This window comes from Xylophilus rhododendri, from assembly GCF_009906855.1.
Taxonomy (GTDB): domain Bacteria; phylum Pseudomonadota; class Gammaproteobacteria; order Burkholderiales; family Burkholderiaceae_C; genus Xylophilus; species Xylophilus rhododendri.
Genome location: NZ_CP047650.1, coordinates 4309496 through 4328449, shown reverse-complemented (window position 1 = coordinate 4328449; position 18954 = coordinate 4309496). Strand labels below are relative to the sequence as shown.

Genomic DNA, 18954 nt, shown 5'->3' with positions numbered 1-18954 from the left:
CCGGACGGCATCCGCAGCTTCACCCGCCCAGCCGTTCGGCCAACATTTCGGGACGCAGCGGCCGTGCGAAGTAATAGCCCTGCGCGAATGTGCAATGCAGATGCCGCAGCCGCTGGGCGATGGCCTCGGTCTCCACGCCTTCGGCCAGCACGTCCAGGCCCAGGCTCAAGGCCAGCGAGATGATGCCGCGCACGATGGCCGCGTTGTCCGGGTCGTCGATCAGGTCGCGCACGAATGACTGGTCGATCTTGATCTTGTCGAACTTGAAGCGCCGCAGATAGGCAAAGCTCGAATAGCCGGTGCCGAAGTCGTCGATCGACAGCTTGACGCCCAGGGCCTTCAGCTGGCGCAGCGTGCTCATCACCGCTTCGCCGTCGTGCAGCAGCACGCTCTCGGTCAACTCGAGTTCGAGCTTGTTCGGCGGTATGCCGGAGCGCACCAGGGCGTCCTCGACCTGCGCCAGCACCACGCCGCGCTGGAATTGCCGGGCCGAGAGATTGACGGCGACGAAGAGGTTGTCGTGGCCGGCCTCGTGCAGGGCCTGCAGCTGGCGCGCCGCCGTCTGCAGCACCCAGCCGCCGAGCTGTTCGATCATGCCGCTCTCCTCGGCCAGCGGAATGAACACATTGGGCGGGATCGCGCCGCGCAGGGGATCGTCCCAGCGGCACAGCGCTTCGATGCCGACGATGCGCCCGGTGGCCAGCTCGACCAGCGGCTGGTACTCCAGCCGCAGGCTGTCATGGTCCAGCGCATGGCGCAGGGAGGATTCGAGCTGCAGCCGCTCCAGCGAGGCATCGTTCATCGCCGCCATGGCGAACTGGTAGTCGGCCCGCCCGCCCCGCTTGGCCACATGCAGCGCGGTGTCGGCCCGGCGGAACAGGGTGTCGAAGGTGTCGCCGTCGGCCGGGAACATGGAGATGCCGATCGAGATCGAGATATTGAGCGGCATCTCGGCGAAGGTGGCCGGCTCGGCCACGGCGCTCATCACACTGCGCGCTGCCTGCGCCGCCTCCGCCGTGTGGCGCAGCCCCGGCAGCGCCACCAGGAACTCGTCGCCCCCCAGGCGGCCGATGACCGCACGCACGCCGGCCGCCGCGCTCAGGCGCTCGCCCACGGTGCGCAGCAGCTGGTCGCCGATGTCGTGCCCCAGGGAGTCGTTGAGTACCTTGAAGTTGTCGATGTCGACCACCATCAGCGCCACATGCTCGTTGAGCGACCGGGCCTCGTCGAGCAGGGTGGTGGCGTGCTGCGCCGTCTGGGCGCGGTTGGACAGGCCGGTCACCACGTCCAGCGTGGATAGCGTGGCGATGCGCTCCTCGGCGGCTTTGCTGGAACTCAGGTCCGACAGCGCAGCCACGTAGTGCGTGATGGCGCCGGTACCGCGGTGGCGCAGCACCGAGAGGCTCAGCCGCTGCGGAAACACATGGCCGGTGCGGCGGCGATTCCACACCTCGCCGCGCCACTGGTCCTGGCTGTCGAGCAGCTGCCAGATGGCGCGGTTGAGGGCTTCGTCCTGCTGGCCGGCGGTCAGCAGCATGGGGTCGAGCCGCAGCGCCTCGTCCTGCGAATAGCCGGTGATCTCGCTGAAGGCGGCGTTGACCATCACCACCCGATGCGAGGCATCGGCGATGAGGATGCCGTCCGTGCTCTGGTCCAGCACCCGGCCCGCCAGCTCCAGCTTCGCCGACGCGCTTCGCAGCTCGGTCACGTCGCGGCGCAGCACCAGGATGTGGCGACGCCGGCCGTCCCGGTCGAAGGATGGCACCCGCAGCACATCGTGCAGACGCGTGGCCTGCTGCGGATCCATGAAGACCTCTTCGGTGCGCAAGGGCTCGCCGGACTGCCAGACCGCCTCTTCGTGCAGCGCCGATTCACGCAGGAAGTCGGCCGCGGCGCGGTTCTGGCCGATCAGCTCGGCGTCCGAAAAGCCGTTCTGGTAGCGCGTCAGCTGCAGATGCTGGCGCATCGCGGGGCTGGCCAGCAGCCAGTGGCCGTCGCCATCCTTCAGGCAGGCCATGTCGGGCAGATGGGAGAACATCGCCTCCAGCGTCTCGCCCTCGGTGTCGGCTGCGAAAGGCGAGCCGCCATGGCCGGCATCGGCGGAGGCTTCGCCGAGCAGGAACCAGCGCAGCCGGTCTTCAGCCGGCCCCGGCCACCACATGAGGCGGCGCGCCGAGCCGTCCGCGGCCCGGATGTCGTGGACCACGCCCTCACCCGAAACCTCGGCCAGCTTCAACAGCAGTTCGGAGCGCGCAGAACTGTCGGGGCAGAGCAGCGACCAGGCATCGGGGTTGCCCAGCATGCGCTCGGATGCGTAGCCGGTCAGCAGGGTGCAGCCGCCGCCCCAATATTCGAGCTGCCATCCCGATTCGACATCGACCGCCAGCAGCGGGAAGGAGCCGCCCTGCAAGCCGTCGAACTGCCGCAGCGAGCCAATGAGGCCGGACGCCCCCTGGAAACTCACGCCTGCTGTCTGCCGAACTTGCATCCCCGCTCCCTGTTGCGACCAGCGCCGCATGCCGGCATCGGCATCCGGCTCGGCACCTGAGTGCGTCGCAGTGAAGCAAAAATTATAGGGGGCCCGAAAGAACTAATCCGAGGTGTTTGGCTACGTACTTTTGCGAACGCCCACTCATGCCGCCATGCGCATCGGGGGTTGCTGCGAAGGCGGCTCCCGCACCGGGATGCCGGGGGCCAGGGGATCATCAGGATCGGCCGGGGGCGCGGGCGGCTCGACCGGGATCGGCGGTACCGGGTCCGAAACCGGCACTTCATGGAGCCGCCAGCCGTTCGGCGAAGCACGGTCCGGCGGACAGGGAAATCCGCTGCTCATGTCGGGCTCCGGTCGGCCGAGTCTGTCGTTTTCGGGGTCGGCGTGCTGCTGGGCTGACAGCCCGTGGCACCGAGGCCGACCACGGCTGCCACCACCAGGATCGCGGCCAGGGAAGCTGATTTTCTGAACATGAGCATCTCTCCTTGCAGGCCAACCATGAGCGGTGGCGCACCTGGCAACAGCAGGCAGGCACCTACAGCGCCGGTAGGAACAACGCGCTTTGCGGGCCACTGCCATCCGCAAATACTGTATATTTAAACAGTCATCCAATCGTTCTTGTCCCACGGATCTGCAGCATGGAAACCACCACCGAATTGTTCTACACCGCCACCCTGGAAAACGCCTCCGGCCTGCCGGCGGCACAACGCGAGCAGGCCGAAAAACGCTATTGCAAGGCGCTCGAAAAAGCGCTCGGCGATTCGGCAAAAGTGGCCCGCGCCTGCCGTGCCTGGCAAACCGCCGCCGACAGCGAAGAGGCATCGATAGACCGCGAAACCGCCACCCTCGCCACCCTGTGGCTCAAGGCCGCCGACCTGGCACGCCAGGCCGGCATGCGCGAGCTGGGCGAGGACAGCGGCGCCTACTTCGACCTGCGCCTGCACTGAATCGGCGACATCGGCATGCGCGACAAACCTAGAATCGCGCATCCATGGCCTGGGAGACGATTCCGGTGAAACAGCTCGCTGCGGCGCGTCTCGTGTCTTCGGTGCTCCTGACGGCCGGCCTGTCGGCCCACGCGGCCGGCCCGCTGATCGACACCAGCGGCCAGCGCATCGCCTTCGATGCCTTCCAGCTGTGCGCGCAGCTGAACCTGCCCGAAAACTTCTCCAAGGTCGTCGATGCCCAGCTGACAGCCGCAGCCGCCATCGCCAACTGCCGCGATGAAGAACTTACCCTGGCCGGCCAGTTCGCACTAGAAAACCCCGGCACCGGCGGCACCCGCGAATTCATCGAGAACCAGCGCCGCTTGGTCATCGCCGATCTGGTCGACTGGATCCGGGGCGTCAAACGCCGCCAGGGCAGTTCGGGCCGCTGAAGGCCTGGCCGATCCTGCTTGCGTTAGGCTCCTGCGCTTTGCAGACAAGAGCCCGCGCATGGCGCACAGCCCCTTCCCCGCCGCAGTTTCCATCCGCCCGATGCGCCCGGGCGCGATGCTCCTGGTGACCGCGCTGCTCACCGCATCGATGCCGGCCCTGGCTGCCGACCCCCTCACCGCCGGCTCCGTGAGCACCCGTTGCCAGGCCCAAGCGAACCCCGATCAGGCGCGCTGCCAGGCGCTGGCCGATGGCTTTCTCAGCGGCTACCTCACCGGCGTGCAAAAGGGCATCCGCTCGACCTACGAACACGATCCGCAGGTGCTGGAAACCACCCGCGGCCACACGCAGACTTACGAACGCTACCGCGAGGTGGAGGCGCATACCCTTTGCCTGCCGGCCGATCTGCAAGGCAAGGCCGCCATCGATCTCTTCCTGCGTTTCATGGGCAGCAATCCGGGCAACGAGGACGAGCCCTTTGGCGATGTGATGGAAGCCGCGCTCGACGCCGCTTTCCGCTGCCCGGCAGCCGCCGCACCCGCGCCACCGGCCGCAAAGGGCTGGTAATGGCCAAGGCCGGCTGCCACATGCTGTCAAGCCGCCAGGCTTACCGCATGCTGACAGTCAGGCATGAGCGGCGCGATCCACACCGCACGGCCGCACTTCCTAGAATCGACGGCTTTTGCCAAGCCGCGTGAGTTTTCCTTCCCCCGACGCCTCGGTCCAGGCGCTGACGGCCGCGCTGCGTGCGCGTGACCTCGAAACCGAGCGGCATTCCGACCGCGTCATCCGTCTCTCGCTGGCCCTGGGCCGCCGCTGCTCGCTCACGAGCGAGGAACTGTTCCTGCTGCAGTGCGGCGCCGCCCTGCACGACATCGGCAAGGTGGGCATTCCGGACCGCATCCTGGGCCACATCGGCCCCCTGCTCGGCGAGGACTGGACCACGATGCAAACCCATCCGGTGGTGGGCGAAGTCATCCTGCGGGCCGCCCAGCGCCCCGAGCTCGATCCGGTCTGCCGTGTCATCCGCCACCACCACGAGAACGTCGATGGCACCGGCTACCCCGACGGCCTGCGCGGCGAGGACATTCCCGCCATGGCCCGCATGGTGCACCTGGCCGATGCCTACGACGCCATGGTCAGCGACCGCCCCTACCGCGAAGGCATGTGCCACCGCAAGGCGATCGCCATCCTGCAGGACGAAGCCGGAACCCGTTCGGACGCCTGGATGGCGGCGCGTTTCACCGAGTTGCTGGAAGACGAGCCCGCGCTGCGTTAGAGCCGTCCAGGGCGAAAACACAAAAGCCCTTGCAGGCGATGAACCTGCAAGGGCTTTGAATTTTGGGGTGGCTGATGGGGCTCGAACCCACGACAACAGGAATCACAATCCTGGACTCTACCAACTGAGCTACAGCCACCGGAGCCCCAAATTATAGCCTGAAATTTCCAGGCTTTTTGGAATTCTTGTCAGCCGATGCCGGGCAAGGTCACCGTCACCGGTTTCGGCGCCTTGATCTGCACCTTCAGCTGCGTGCGCAGCCATTCCAGGTAGGCATTGCTTTCGGCACTGCCCCAGGACTGGGCGACCTGCGCGCGCTCGGCGGCCGGATCCGGCGCGGGCGTGGCGGCGCGCGCCTCGATCTTGTTGATGCGGATCACGGCATAGCCGCCATCGCCGCTGTCCACGCCCACCCAGGCGGGCAGGCTGGCCGAAGGCGCACGCATGGCGGCGGCGACCACGGACGGCAGCAACTGGCCGCTCTCGCTGCGCGACACATTGACGGCCGCCGGCAGGCTGGCGCTGGCCGGCGCGGCCTTCCAGGCGGCCAGGCGGGCTTCGCCCTCCTTCATGGCCAGCTCGGAAGCCTTCTCGCGCACGAACTGCGCACGGACTTCGTCGCGTATCTCGGCGAAGGGCGGCGTGCGTGCCGGCGTGTACTTCACGATGCGGGCGGCCGTCAGCTGGCTCGGGCCGATCTCGACGGCTTCGGTATTGCGTTTCTTCTCGACTGCGTCCGGCGCGAACAGCGCGGTCAGCAGGCGTTCGTTGGCCAGGGGGCCGGCCGTTCCAGGCGCTGGCACACGGCCCACGTTGCTGGCGCTGCGCACCGTCAGCTTCAGCTTGTCGGCCACCGGCTTCAAGCTGTCGGCCTGTTCGTAGACGGTGTTGGTGAAGGTGTCGGCGGCTTCGGCGAAACGCTTCTGCGCTTCCTGCTGGCGGAACTGCGCCTCCAGCTCAGGACGCACCTCTTCGAAGGAGCGCTGGCGCTGCGCCTTGATGTCGGTGACCTGGATGATGTGGTAGCCGAAATCGGAGGTGACCACGTCGCTGATCTCGCCCTTCTTCAAGGCGAAAGCCGCATCCTCGAAGGGCTTGACCATGGCGCCGCGGGCGAAGAAGTTGAGATCGCCGCCCTGCGCGGCCGAGCCCGGATCCTGCGACTCCTTGCGCGCCACTTCGGCAAACTTGGCCGGGTCCTTGCGCACCGTGGCCAGGATCTGCTCGGCACGAGCCTTGATCTTGTCGCGCTCGGCCTGCGGCGCATCCTTGGGAACCGTCAGCAGGATGTGGCTGGCGCGCCGCTCTTCCTGGCCGAGCAGGCGGGCCTGGTTCTGGGCGTAGAAGTCGCGCAGGTCCTTCTCGGCGGGCACGATGCTCTGCTTCAGGCCGTCGAGGTCCAGCACCACGTATTCCACATCGGCCTGCTCGGCCTTGCGAAAGCGCGCCTGGTGGCCGTCGTAGTAGGCCTGCAGCTCGGCGTCGGTGGGCGCGACCTTGGCCGCGAACTCGGCCGCCTTGAACATCGCGACCTGGATGTTGCGCTGCTGGAAGAAGGGCTTGAGCACCGCATCGGCCTGGGCCTGGGTGGCGATGGCGCTGGTGTCGACACCGGCCAGCACCTGGCGCAGGGCCAGTTCGCCGGCCACGCGGGCTTCGTAGCTCTCCGGCGTCATGCCCTGGGTGGCGAGGATCTGGCGGTACTGCGCCACGTCGAGCTTGCCGTCGGCGCCGCGCAGGGCGGCGATCGAGGGGTCCTGCTGCAGCGTGCGCACCAGCCGGCCCTCGCTCGGGTCGAGGTGGTACTTCGAGGCTGCCACCTGCAGGGTGCGTTCGCGCACCAGGCGCTCCAGCGTCATGTACTTGGCCTGCGGCGTATCGAAGAACTTGGCGTCGATATTGGGCGACTGCTGGCGGGCGCGCTCGACCGTCAGGCGGTGCGCCTCGTCCCACTCGCCCTGGGTGACGTCATGGCCGTCCACCGTGGCGACGGTGGCGCGCTGCTCCATGGACCGACGATAGCCGTCGATGCCGAACATCACGAAGGACGGGATGATCAGCAGGAACAGCAGCACCATCACGATCTTGGAGTGCTTGCGGATGAACTCGAACATGGCGGGACTCTTCTAGCGCAAATGAAGCGCGCTCGGCAAAAACAAAAAAGGCGAACGGATGTTCGCCTTGTCTGCAGCAGGGGTGGGTGGTGGGTGCTGACGGGCTCGAACCGCCGACCTACGCCGTGTAAGAGCGCCGCTCTACCAACTGAGCTAAGCACCCCACCTTCGACTGGAAATCAGTTCAGGGCGTCCTTCAGGGCCTTGCCCGGACGGAACTTCGGTACTTTAGCAGCCTTGATCTTGATCGCTGCGCCGGTACGCGGATTGCGGCCGCTGCGGGCAGCGCGCTTGCCGACGGCGAAGGTACCGAAACCAACGAGCGAAACCGTGCCGCCTTTCTTCAATGTGGTCTTGACGGCGCCGATGGTGGATTCCAGGGCCCGGGTAGCGGCTGCCTTGGAGATGTCGGCGTTCTTGGCGATGTGCTCGATCAGTTCGGTCTTGTTCACAAATAGCCTCTCTAAAGCGGATAGACGTGTGCGGTGGAGTCTAAAAAAGGGATGCCGAAAGCGTTGGCTCACAGCGTCGGAACAGCACGCGAGGTGTGTCCGAAAAGACGATGTACGCGGGGCCGGCAGGCCGGGAAAAGTCGATTAAAGCCAGGGACACCGGGGGTGTCAATACGGCAAGAAGACTCGGCCGGCAGGCCGTTCGACACCGCGGAGGCAGGATTCTATTCGCTTTCCAGATGCCTCATTTCACGCGGGCGCGGATCTCGGGCAATGCCTTCTGCAGGTAGTACACCATGGACCACACGGTGAGCACCGCGGCGGCCCAGATCAGCACCCGCCCCAGGCGCCGGTATCGACCACGCCGAACAGCGTGGCCTGGTAGAGCAGGAAGGGGATGGCGACCATCTGCACCGTGGTCTTGACCTTGCCCAGCATGTGCACCGCCACGCTGCGGGAGGCGCCGATCTGCGCCATCCACTCGCGCAGGGCAGAGATGGCGATCTCGCGGCCGATGATGATCAGCGCCACGAACACATCGGCCCGGCCCAGGTGCACCAGCACCAGCAGCGAGGCGCAGACCAGGAACTTGTCGGCCACCGGATCGAGGAAGGCGCCGAAGGAGGACGTCTGCCCGAGCTTGCGCGCCAGCCAGCCGTCGAGCCAGTCGGTCAGCGCAAAGACGACGAACATCACCGTGGCGATGAGGTTGCAGGCCTGCGGGGCCAGCGGCAGGTAGAAGACCCCCGCGATCAGGGGAATCGCGACGATCCGCGTCCAGGTGAGGATGGTCGGCAGGGTCCAGAACATAAAAGCATTATGGACCCCAGGTCACGCACTTCCTGCGTCGCTCGGTACCTGGCGGCAAAGCGGCTGCTAATGCAGCGCCCGGTAGATGTCCTCGGCCAGCTCGCGCGAGATGCCGTCGACCCGCATGATGTCCTCCACCCCCGCCGCCGCCACGCCCCGCACGCCGCCGAAATGCTGCAGCAGCCGCGCGCGTTTCTTGGGGCCGACGCCGGCGATGTCCTCCAGCCGGCTGCCGCCCGTGCGCACCTTGGCGCGCTTGGCGCGCATGCCGGTGATGGCGAAGCGGTGGGCCTCGTCGCGGATCTGCGCCACCAGCATCAGCGCCGCCGAATCGCGGCCCAGATAGACCTTCTCCCGGCCGTCGGCGAACACCAGTTCCTCCAGCCCCACCTTGCGGCCCTCGCCCTTTTCCACGCCGACGATCAGCGCCAGGTCCAGCCCCAGCGATTCGAACACCTCGCGCGCCATCGAGACCTGGCCCTTGCCGCCGTCGACCAGCACCAGGTCGGGCATGCGCGCCGTGCCGGTGCTGGGCTGGTCGGGGTCGGCCGAAACCTTGGCGGCCTCGGCCAGCTTGCCGTAGCGCCGCGTCAGCACCTGGCGCATGGCGGCATAGTCGTCGCCGCCGGTGATGCCCTCGATGTTGTAGCGCCGGTACTCGGCATTCATCATCTTGTGCTGCTGGAACACCACGCAGGAGGCCTGCGTGGCCTCGCCGGCCGTGTGCGAGATGTCGAAGCATTCGATGCGCAGCTGGTCCAGGTCCTCGATCGCCAGGTCGAGTGCATCGACCAGCGCCCGGGTGCGCGCCTGCTGCGAGCCTTCCTCGGCCAGCAGCCGGGCCAGCTGCAGGTCGGCGCCGGTCTGCGCCATCTCCAGCCAGATGCGGCGCTGGCCGCGCGGGTTGTGCACCGCCGAGATGCGCGAACCGATCGAGGCCGACAGCGCCTCCACCAGCTCGGCCGCCACCGGCGTGCCCACCACCAGCGCCGAGGGCACGGCCACCCCGGTGTAGTGCTGGGCGACGAAGGCTTCCAGCACCTGCTGCTCCACCGGAACCGGCGCCTCGGTCTCCTCTTCCATCGCGCCGGAGCCGATGGCGGCCGCATCCTCCACATGCACCGGGAAGTAGGCCCGGTCGCCCAGGTGCCGGCCGCCACGCACCATGGCCAGGTTCACGCAGGCTTTGCCGCCCTGCACCTTCACCGCGATGATGTCCACGTCCTTGTCCGAGGCCGTCTCGATGGTCTGCTGGTGCATCACCTTGGACAGCGCCGAGGCCTGGTTGCGCAGGTCGGCCGCCTGCTCGAATTCGAGGCGCTCGGCGTGGGCCATCATGCGCTGGTTCAGAGTCTCGACCACCTCCTGCGTCTCGCCGCGCAGGAAACGCTCGGCATGGGCCACGTCCAGGCCGTAGGCCTCGGGCGAGACCAGGTTCACGCAGGGGCCGGAGCAGCGCTTGATCTGGTAGAGCAGGCAGGGCCGGGTGCGGTTGTTGAAGACGGTGTCCTCGCAGGTGCGCAGGCGGAACACCTTCTGGATCAGCTGGATCGATTCCTTCACCGCCCAGGCGCTGGGGAAGGGCCCGAAATAGCGGTGGCGCTTCTCCACCGCGCCGCGGTAATAGGCCATGCGCGGGAACTGCTGGGCATGCGGCACGCCGGCTGCACCGCGCGCATCGGGCTGGCCGGTGATCTTCAGGTAGGGATAGCTCTTGTCGTCGCGAAAGACGATGTTGTAGCGCGGGTTCTGCGTCTTGATCAGGTTGTTCTCGAGCAGCAGCGCCTCGGCTTCCGAGCGCACCACCGTCGTTTCCATGCGCGCGATGCGGGCGATCATGTGCCCGATGCGGGTGGCGCCATGGCTCTTCTGGAAATAGTTGGCCACCCGCCGCTTGAGATTGCGCGCCTTGCCGACGTAGAGCAGCGCGCCCTCGGCATCGAAATAGCGGTACACCCCCGGCAGCATCGGCAGGGCCGCGACCTGCGCGAGGAGTTCTTCGGAATGCACGTCTGACATGCCGGCTATTGTCGCGCGGGACAATCGGCCGCTTCAAAGGACGGGCATGCGCTGGGACATCTTCTGCAAGGTCATCGACAACCATGGCGATCTGGGCGTCTGCTGGCGCCTGGCCGCGCAGCTGGCGCGGGCCGGTGACGAGGCCCGGCTCTGGGTGGACGACGGCGCCGCGCTGGCCTGGATGGCGCCGGGCGGGGTGGCGGGCGTGACGGTGGTCGACTGGTCGGATCCTGCGGCCGTCCAGGCCGCCGTGCTGGCGCCGCCGCCCGATGTGCTGGTCGAGGCCTTCGGCTGCGATCCGGAGCCCGCCCTGGTCGCCCACTTCGCCGCCGGCACCGGCCCGCGCCCCTGGATCAACCTCGAATACCTGTCCGCCGAAAGTTATGTGGAGCGCATGCACCGCCTGCCCTCCCCCGTCTTCAACGGCCCGGGCGCCGGCCTGACCAAGCATTTCTTCTACCCCGGCTTCACGCCCGCCACCGGCGGCCTGCTGCGGGAGGACGACCTGGCCCGGCGCCTGCAGGCCTTCGACCGCGCCGCCTGGCTGGCCGCCCGGGGCATCGCCTGGCAGGGCGAGCGCCTGGTCTCGCTGTTCTGCTACGAACCGAAAGGCCTGGCCGCGCTGCTGGCGCAATGGGCCTCGGCAGAGCAGCCCACCCGCCTGCTGGTCACCCCCGGCCGCGCGACCCAGGCCGTGCGCGCCGCCCTGCCCCCGCACACCGGCGCGCTGCGCATCGACTACCTGCCGCCCCTGCCGCAGACCGCCTTCGACGAACTGCTCTGGTCCTGCGACCTCAATCTGGTACGCGGCGAGGACTCCCTGGTCCGCGCCCTCTGGGCCGGCGCGCCCCTGGCCTGGCAGATCTATCCGCAGGACGACGACGCCCACCACGACAAGCTGGGCGCCTTCCTGGACCGCATCGCGGCACCGCCATCGCTGCGCCGGTTCATGCTCGCCTGGAACGACATCTCCGCCGAGCCGCCGCAAGCGCCCGACGGCACGGCCCTGGCCGAATGGCGCCACGCCCTGCACGCGGCACACGATGCCCTGCAACAGCAGCCCGATCTGCTAACCCAACTGCGCGCCTTCGTCGCCACCATCGCCGCCGCGCGCTGAGCGCCGGGGGCCGGCCCATGCCGTCCGGCGCGCGGCATGGTCCTTGCGTTCCAGGTCGGCTGACGGATTCCTTTTCACGCACCGCCTTCGCCCGCTTGCGGCGCCTTGTTGGTGCGCACGCGCACTCGCATGGGCCATCGCCCGTCAGGGTTTAACGGCAGGTTAAGGGCACAGGCGAAAAAGGAACACGACAGCCCGCCTCGCCGACATCAAGAATGCCCTCCAACCCAGGACTCCAGAGCCTTCCGAGAGAAACCATGAAGACCCAACGACTCCCCCTCTTCCAGGCCTGTGCCATCGCCATCGCGGCCGCTTTGTGCAGCGCTCCGGCCAGTGCGCAGACCCGCGCCGAGACCATGCGTTTCGTCACCGGCGGCACCGTCAACACGCTGGACCCGACCATGCTCGGCACCACCCGCGAGGCCTTCACCGTCGGCATGAGCACCTACGACCGGCTGGTGTCCTTCGGCAAGAAGAAGCAGGGCGACAACTGGGTGTTCGACCTCGACAAGATCCGCGGCGAGCTGGCCGAGCGCTGGGTGGTCAGCCCCGACGGCCTGAAGATCACCTTCACCCTGCGCAAGGACGCGAAATTCCAGGACGGCACCCCCGTCACCGCCGACGATGTGAAGTGGTCGCTGGACCGCGCCGTCACCGCCAAGCAGCTCGGCGCCGCCCAGTTGCTGACCGGCTCCATGACCAGCGCCGACCAGTTCAAGGTGATCGACCCCGCCACCATCGAAGTCACCCTGCCCAAGCCCGACCGCCTGGCCCTGCCCAACCTGGCCACCGTCTATCCGATCATCATCAACTCCAAAGTCGCCAAGTCGCACGCCACGCCGGACGACCCCTGGGCCCAGGCCTGGCTGAAGGAACACACCGCCGGCAGCGGCGCCTACAGCGTGGAGAGCTTCAAGCCCGGCGAGCAGCTGGTGCTCAAGCGCAACGAGGCCTGGAACCGCAGCGCCGACGGCAAGCCCGCCGCCTTCAAGCGGGTCATCGCCCAGACCATCCCCGAGGCCGCCACCCGCGCCAACCTGGTCGAGCGCGGCGATGCCGACCTGGCCATCGACCTGCAGGCCAACGACGCCGCATCGCTGGCCACCAAGGGCAAGGTCAAGGTGATCTCCACGCCGCAGTACAACGCGGTGAGCTTCATCTCCTTCAACACGCAGATGAAGCCCTTCGACAACGTCAAGGTGCGCCAGGCCATCGCCTATGCCCTGCCCTACGACGACATGTTCAAGGCCGCGCTCTTCGGCCGCGGCAAGCCCCTGTTCAACGCCACCTGGAAGGACGGCCCGCCCAGCGCCGACTTCCCCATCGCCCAGCCGGTCAAGCTCGACCTGGCCAAGGCCAAGGCGCTGCTGGCCGAGGCCGGCATGCCCAACGGCTTCGAGACGACTTTCAGCTTCAACCTCGGCCAGGCCAACGTGGCCGAGCCCATGGCCGCGCTGATCAAGGAATCGCTGGCCAAGATCGGCATCAAGGTCGACATCCAGAAGCTGCCCGATGCCCAGATGTCCACGCTGATCAACGAGAAGAAGGCGCCCTTCTTCACCGAGAACATCGTCGCCTGGCTGCCGAGCAACGACTACTTCTACCGCAACTTCTACACCGGCAACCAGCGCTGGAACTACAGCTCGCTCAACGATCCCAAGCTGGTGGAGATCGCCGAGAAGGCCCGCTTCGAAGCCGACCCGGCCAAGTACGCGGCCTATGCCAAGCAGCTGAACGCCATGGCCTTCGAGCTGATGCCGCAGATCCCGATCTGGCAGGCCAGCCAGGATGCAGTGATGGTTCCGTCGCTCGACGGCTACGTCTATCAATTCCATCGCCAGGTGGACTTCCGCGACGTCGCCCGCAAGTAAACCCGTGAGCCTGCTTGCCACCACCCTGCGCCGCACCGGCCGGCGCTTCGTTTCCTCCCTGCCCGCGCTCTTCGGCGTGCTGGTCTTCACCTTCCTGTTGATGCGGGTGCTGCCGGGCGATCCGGCGGTGTTCTTCGCCAACGGGGGCAGTTCCGGCAAGGAAGAAATCGAGATGGTGCGCAAGCAGATGGGGCTGGACAAACCGGTGCCCGAGCAGCTGCTGCTCTACCTGCGCGACGTGGGCACCGGCAAGCTGGGCCGCTCGCTCACCACCGGCCAGCAGGTGACGGCGGATATCCAGCAACGCCTGCCCGCCTCGCTGGAGCTGACCTTCAGCGCCCTGCTCATCGCCCTGCTGGCCGCCGTGCCCTTGGGCATCTGGGCGGCGCTGAAAGCCGGCAGCTTCATCGACCATGCGGTGCGCCTCTTCTGCGTCGTCGGCGTGTGTGTGCCGACCTTCGTCTCGGGCCTGCTGCTGGTCTATGTCTTCTATTACATGCTGGGCATTGCGCCGGACCCGACCGGCCGGCTCGATGTGTTCACCAGCGCACCGCCCCACGTCACCGGCTTCCTGCTGATCGACTTCGCGCTCGTCGGCGACGGCGCCGGCTGGTGGGCCGCCTTCAAGCAACTGATGCTGCCGGCCTTCACCATGGCGCTGTTCGTGCTGGCGCCCATCGCCCGCATCACACGTGCCTCGATGCTGGCCGCGCTGGGCAGCGACTTCGTGCGCACCGCCCGCTCCATCGGCCTGCCGGCCTGGCGCATCGTCGTCACCTATGCGCTGCGCAACGCGGTGCTGCCGGTGCTGACCATTTTGGGCATCGTGTTCTCCACCATGCTGGGCGCCAACGTGCTGGTGGAGAAGGTCTTCTCCTGGCCGGGCGTGGCCTCCTATGCGCTCGATGCGCTGCTGGCCTCGGACTACGCGCCGGTGCAGGGCTTCGTGCTGCTGATGGCGTCCATCTTCGTCTTGGTCAACCTCGTGGTCGACATCTTGTACAGCATCTCCGACCCCCGGATTTCCATCGAATGAAGGAATTGGTCCACCCCCAGGCTACGCGCACTTCGTGTCGCTTCGCCACCCCCCTTCGAGGGGGCAATGCCAGCGGTCCGGCAAAGCCGGCCCCGCGGCATTCCCCGAAAGAGTCGAATTCATGAGCTCATCCACCCTTAATCACGTTGGCTGGGTGCTGCGCGGCAACCCGCTGACCGCCGTGGCGGCCGTGGGTGTCGCCATCCTCTGCGTGCTGGCCGTCGCCGGTCCCTGGATCGTGCCCTACAACCCCACGGCATCGGACGTGGCCATCGCCCTGCAGGCACCCAGCGCCGCGCACTGGGCCGGCACCGACCAGCTCGGCCGCGACGTGCTCAGCCGCACGGTCGTGGCCGCCGGGCTGGACCTGATGATCGCCGCGTCGGCCGTCAGCCTCTCCTTCGTGGTGGGCGCGGTGGTCGGCAGCATCTGCGGCTATGTCGGCGGCCGGCTAGACCGCGTCGTCGGCCGCCTCGTCGACGTGCTGATGGCCTTCCCGCTCTTCGTGCTGGCCATGGCCATGGTGGCCGCGCTCGGCAACCGGGTGGAGAACATCGTCATCGCCACCGCCTTCATCAATCTGCCCTTCTACATCCGCTTCGCGCGTGCCGAGGTGAACGTGCGGCGCAACGCCGGCTGGGTGGAATCGGCACGCGCCTGCGGCGACTCGCACCTGTCCGTCGTGCTGCGTTTCCTGCTGCCCAACATCCTGCCGGCGATGGCGGTGCAGATCTCGCTCAACCTGGGCTGGGCGGTGCTGAACGCGGCCGGCCTGTCCTTCATCGGCCTGGGGGTGCAGCAGCCCACGCCGGAGTGGGGAATCATGGTGGCCGAGGGCGCCAAGTTCATCTCCACCGGCAACTGGTGGCTGGTGGCCTGCCCGGGCTTCGCGCTGATGATCGCGGTGCTGTTCTTCAACCTGCTGGGCGACGGGCTGCGCGACATCCTGGATCCGAGGATGCGCACATGAGCGGCGACCGTCTGCTCGATATCGAAGGCCTGCGTGTCAGCTTCTCCACCCGGCGCGGCATGGTGGAAGCCGTGCGCGGCGTGAGCCTGTCGCTGGACGTGGGCCAGACGCTGGGCATCGTCGGCGAGAGCGGCTCCGGCAAGTCTGTCACCGCGTTTGCCGTCACCCATCTGCTGGAGGCCGCCGGCCGCATCGTCGGCGGCAGCATCCGCTACCGCGGCCAGGACATCACCCAGGCCAGCTGGAAGACGCTGCGCAGCACGCACGGCGCGGCGATCTCGATGATCTTCCAGAACCCGCGCGCGGCCCTGAACCCGATCCGCACGGTCGGCCTGCAGATCGCCGATGCGCTGAAGGTGCACAGCCGGCTCACGCCCGCCGAGGCCCGAGCGCGTGCGCTGGGCCTGCTGCAGGACGTGATGATCCGCGAGCCGGAAAAGCGGCTCGACGCCTATCCGCACGAGTTGTCCGGCGGCATGTGCCAGCGGGTGATGATCGCCATGGCGATTGCCAGCGAACCCGACCTGCTGATCGCCGACGAACCCACCACCGGCCTGGACGTGACCACCCAGAAGACGGTGATGGACCTGCTGGCCGCCATCACCGCCCAACGCGGCATGGCCACCATCCTGATCACCCACGACCTCGGCCTGGCCGCGCGCTACTGCAGCCGCGTGGTGGTGATGGAGCGCGGCCAGGTGGTGGAGGACGCGGCGCCCTCGAAGCTCTTCCGCGCGCCGGAACATCCCTATACCAAACGCCTGGTCGCCGCCTCGCCGACGCTGACCTCGACCATCGCCGACCTGGTAGCCGACGGCAGCTACCAACCGGTGGAAACCGCCAAGGCGGAGCTGCCCGCCGGCACGCCGCCGCTGCTGGAAGTGCAGCAGGTCTCCAAGCTCTATCCGGGCGGCATCGCGGCGGTCAAGCAGGTGAGTTTCCGCCTGGCGCGCGGCGAGAGCCTGGGGCTGGTGGGCGAATCGGGCTCGGGCAAGAGCACCCTGTCGCGCCTGCTGTGCCGGCTGATCGACGCCAGCTCCGGCGAGATCCTTTTCGACGGCCAGTCGGTGGGCGGCATCGCCGCGCGCGACTTCCACAAGTCGCCCCTGCGGCGCGACATCCAGATCGTGTTCCAGGACCCGCACGACAGCCTGAACCCGCGCTTCTCGGCCTTCGACTGCATCGCCCATCCGCTGCGGCGTTTGATGGGCATGAAATCGGGCGCCGCGCTGGACCAGGCGGTGCGCGATTGCGCCCAGCGGGTCGGCCTGCCGCTGGAACTGCTGGACCGCTTCCCGCACCAGCTCTCCGGCGGCCAGAAGGCCCGCATCGGCATCGCCCGCGCCATCGCCTGCAAGCCGCGCCTGCTGGTGCTGGACGAACCCACCGCCGCGCTCGACGTGTCGGTGCAGGCCGTGATCCTGCAGCTGCTCGACCGGCTGCGGCGCGAGGAAGACCTGGCCTTCCTCTTCGTCAGCCACGACCTGAACGTGGTGCGCATGATGTGCGAGCGGACCATCGTGCTGCGCAACGGCGAGGTGGTGGAGGAAGGCTTGAGCAGCGAGCTGTTCAGCGCGCCGAAGACCGAATACACCCGCGCCCTGCTGGCCGCGATCCCGCACTTCGAGCCGCACGGCACGCCGGTGGCGATCGAGCCGGTGCCGGCATGAGGACACTGGTCTTCGGCGGCGCGGGTTTCGTCGGACTCAACATCGCCGAGCGGCTGCTGGCACAGGGCGATGAAGTCGTGTTGTTCGACCGCATCGCCATCCCCGATGCGGCCCGCAGCGCCTTCGCCGCGCTGCCGGGCCGGCTCGAAACCGTGTCCGGCGATGTGACCGACCCCGCCGCCATCGCCGCCGTGCTGCGGCCCGACGTGGACGGCGTGGTGCTCGGCGCCGTCATCACCGCCGACGCGGCGCGCGAGGCCCGGGAGCCGGAAACCATCCTGCAGGTCAACCTGATGGCGCTCCCGGCCATCCTGCGCGCGGCGCGCGATGCCGGGGTGCGGCGAGTCGTCAACCTTAGTTCGGCCGCCGCCTACGGCAGCGCCGCCTTCGGCGTGGAGCGGGTCGATGAAGAGACGCCGCTGCAGCCCAGCGGCCTCTACGGCATCACCAAGCAGGGCTCCGAGCTGATCGGGCAGCGCCTGGCGCAGCTGTGGTCGCTGGATTTCGTGAGCCTGCGCCTGAGCGCCGTCTTCGGCCCCTGGGAACGCGCCACCGGCGTGCGCGACACCACCAGCGCGCCCTTCCAGATCACCGAGGCCGCGCGGCTGGGCACACCCGCCCTGCTCGGCCGGCCCGGCGTGCGCGACTGGGTCTATGCGCCCGACGTGGCGCATGCCGTGTCGGCCGTGATGCAGGCGCCGCTGCTGCGCCATGCGGTCTACAACGTGAGTTCGCCTGCATGCTGGTCGGCGCTGGCCTGGGGCCAGGCCCTGGCCGCCCTGCGGCCCGGCTTCGAATGCCGGCTCGCGGGCCCGCAGGAAAGCCCGACCATCGCCCTGCATTCCGAAGCCGACCGCGCGCCGCTTTCCACCCATCGCCTGCAGCAGGAACTCGGCTGGTCGGCCGCCTTCGGCCTGGCCGATTCGGCGGCCCACCTCGAAGCCTGGTGCCGCACCCCTACCCCTCAGAAGGAATCGTCTTGAGACTCGAACGACAGGTCGCCGTGATCACCGGCGGCGCATCCGGCATCGGCCAGGCCAGCGCCATGCTGCTGGCGCAGGAGGGCGCGAAGGTCGCGCTGATCGACCGCGACCTCGCAGCGGCCGAAGCCACCGCCATGCAGGTGCGCGCCGCGGGCGGCGAAGCGATCGCCTTTGGCTCCGACGTGGGCCAGCCGGGCACGGCCGATGCCGATGCCGCCGCGGTGCTGGCCCGCTGGGGCCGCATCGACGTGCTGGTGTGCGCGGCGGGCTATTCCGTCGGCGGCACGGTGCTCACCACGGCGCCGGAGGACTGGAACGCGGTCTTCCAGGCCAACGTGGGCGGCACCTGGCTCTGGGCCCGCGCGGTGATCCCGGCCATGCAGGCCCAGGGCGGCGGCTCCATCGTCACCTTCGGCTCGCAGCTGGCGCTGGCCGGCGGGCGCGGCAACAGCGCCTATATCGCGGCCAAGGGCGCCATCCTCAGCCTGACCCGCACCCTGGCGCTGGACTATGCGGCCGACAAGATCCGGGTGAACGCCATCGCCCCCGGCGCCATCGAGACCCCCATGCTCTCGCGCAGCTTCGCCCGCAAGGACGACCCCGCCGCCGCCCGTGCCGCCTCCGAGGCCCGCCACGCCATGGGCCGGCTCGGCCAGGCGCAGGAAGTGGCGCAATCGGTGCTGCACCTGGCCAGCAGCGCCTCCAGCTTCACCACCGGCACGACGATGGTGGTGGACGGCGGCTGGCTCGCCGCCTGAGACTAAGC

15 protein-coding genes, 2 tRNA genes and 1 pseudogene are annotated in these 18954 nt (G+C 68.2%); 11 read left to right on the top strand and 7 right to left on the bottom strand.

From position 1 onward, the window contains the following. Positions 1–19 precede the first annotated feature (19 nt). Entirely contained in the window at positions 20–2488 is a 2469-nt protein-coding gene (locus GT347_RS19950; protein ID WP_160553865.1) for a putative bifunctional diguanylate cyclase/phosphodiesterase, read from the bottom strand. 641 nt (positions 2489–3129) lie between these two features. Between GT347_RS19950 and GT347_RS19945 the strand changes: the two genes are divergently transcribed. The 4 genes from GT347_RS19945 (at position 3130) to GT347_RS19930 (ending at position 5146) form a co-directional block, all read left to right on the top strand. Next, positions 3130–3438 (top strand): hypothetical protein, encoded by a 309-nt coding sequence (locus GT347_RS19945; protein WP_160553864.1) that lies wholly within the window; start codon positions 3130–3132, stop codon positions 3436–3438. A 92-nt stretch (positions 3439–3530) separates the two neighbouring features. Continuing rightward, positions 3531–3869, top strand: coding sequence for a hypothetical protein (locus GT347_RS19940; RefSeq protein WP_160553863.1), 339 nt, complete (start codon positions 3531–3533; stop codon positions 3867–3869). A gap of 58 nt (positions 3870–3927) precedes the next feature. After that, positions 3928–4434 (top strand): Rap1a/Tai family immunity protein, encoded by a 507-nt coding sequence (locus GT347_RS19935; protein ID WP_160553862.1) that lies wholly within the window; start codon positions 3928–3930, stop codon positions 4432–4434. Between the two features lie 127 nt (positions 4435–4561). Beyond that, on the top strand, positions 4562–5146 hold the full coding sequence (locus tag GT347_RS19930) for an HD-GYP domain-containing protein (protein ID WP_229722394.1): 585 nt from the start codon (positions 4562–4564) through the stop codon (positions 5144–5146). Between the two features lie 63 nt (positions 5147–5209). Here GT347_RS19930 and GT347_RS19925 read toward each other — a convergent pair. The 6 genes and pseudogenes from GT347_RS19925 to uvrC form a co-directional block, all read right to left on the bottom strand. Continuing rightward, positions 5210–5285: transfer RNA gene (locus tag GT347_RS19925), tRNA-His, on the bottom strand. A 49-nt stretch (positions 5286–5334) separates the two neighbouring features. After that, complete coding sequence (locus GT347_RS19920) at positions 5335–7260, bottom strand: SurA N-terminal domain-containing protein (RefSeq protein WP_160553860.1); 1926 nt, start codon at positions 7258–7260, stop codon at positions 5335–5337. 87 nt (positions 7261–7347) lie between these two features. After that, positions 7348–7423, bottom strand: a tRNA-Val gene (locus GT347_RS19915). A 16-nt stretch (positions 7424–7439) separates the two neighbouring features. After that, the gene (locus GT347_RS19910) at positions 7440–7712 is read right to left on the bottom strand and encodes an HU family DNA-binding protein (protein ID WP_160553859.1); all 273 of its coding nucleotides are present in this window, start codon (positions 7710–7712) and stop codon (positions 7440–7442) included. A gap of 244 nt (positions 7713–7956) precedes the next feature. After that, positions 7957–8522: pseudogene (gene pgsA / locus GT347_RS19905) on the bottom strand (CDP-diacylglycerol--glycerol-3-phosphate 3-phosphatidyltransferase). Between the two features lie 66 nt (positions 8523–8588). Next, positions 8589–10541: an excinuclease ABC subunit UvrC gene (gene uvrC, locus GT347_RS19900; RefSeq protein WP_160553858.1), complete on the bottom strand. Its 1953-nt coding sequence runs from the start codon at positions 10539–10541 to the stop codon at positions 8589–8591. 46 nt (positions 10542–10587) lie between these two features. On the opposite strand from uvrC, the gene earP reads away from it, so the two are divergent. The 7 genes from earP (at position 10588) to GT347_RS19865 (ending at position 18946) form a co-directional block, all read left to right on the top strand. Beyond that, positions 10588–11658 (top strand): elongation factor P maturation arginine rhamnosyltransferase EarP, encoded by a 1071-nt coding sequence (gene earP / locus GT347_RS19895; protein ID WP_160553857.1) that lies wholly within the window; start codon positions 10588–10590, stop codon positions 11656–11658. Positions 11659–11915: 257 nt separating this feature from the next. After that, positions 11916–13529 (top strand): ABC transporter substrate-binding protein, encoded by a 1614-nt coding sequence (locus GT347_RS19890; protein WP_160553856.1) that lies wholly within the window; start codon positions 11916–11918, stop codon positions 13527–13529. A 4-nt stretch (positions 13530–13533) separates the two neighbouring features. Next, a complete protein-coding gene (locus GT347_RS19885; RefSeq protein ID WP_229722393.1) occupies positions 13534–14565 on the top strand; it encodes an ABC transporter permease in 1032 nt (343 codons plus the stop codon). A 121-nt stretch (positions 14566–14686) separates the two neighbouring features. Then, positions 14687–15535: an ABC transporter permease gene (locus tag GT347_RS19880; protein WP_160553855.1), complete on the top strand. Its 849-nt coding sequence runs from the start codon at positions 14687–14689 to the stop codon at positions 15533–15535. Then, the gene (locus GT347_RS19875) at positions 15532–17205 is read left to right on the top strand and encodes a dipeptide ABC transporter ATP-binding protein (RefSeq protein WP_160553854.1); all 1674 of its coding nucleotides are present in this window, start codon (positions 15532–15534) and stop codon (positions 17203–17205) included. The genes GT347_RS19880 and GT347_RS19875 overlap by 4 nt, the downstream gene beginning before the upstream one ends. Continuing rightward, positions 17202–18188 carry an NAD-dependent epimerase/dehydratase family protein gene (locus tag GT347_RS19870; RefSeq protein ID WP_160553853.1) on the top strand — a complete coding sequence of 329 codons (987 nt, stop codon included), beginning with the start codon at positions 17202–17204 and terminating at the stop codon, positions 18186–18188. Before GT347_RS19875 ends, GT347_RS19870 begins: the two co-directional genes overlap by 4 nt. Further along, entirely contained in the window at positions 18185–18946 is a 762-nt protein-coding gene (locus tag GT347_RS19865; protein ID WP_160553852.1) for an SDR family oxidoreductase, read from the top strand. The genes GT347_RS19870 and GT347_RS19865 overlap by 4 nt, the downstream gene beginning before the upstream one ends. Positions 18947–18954 lie beyond the last annotated feature (8 nt).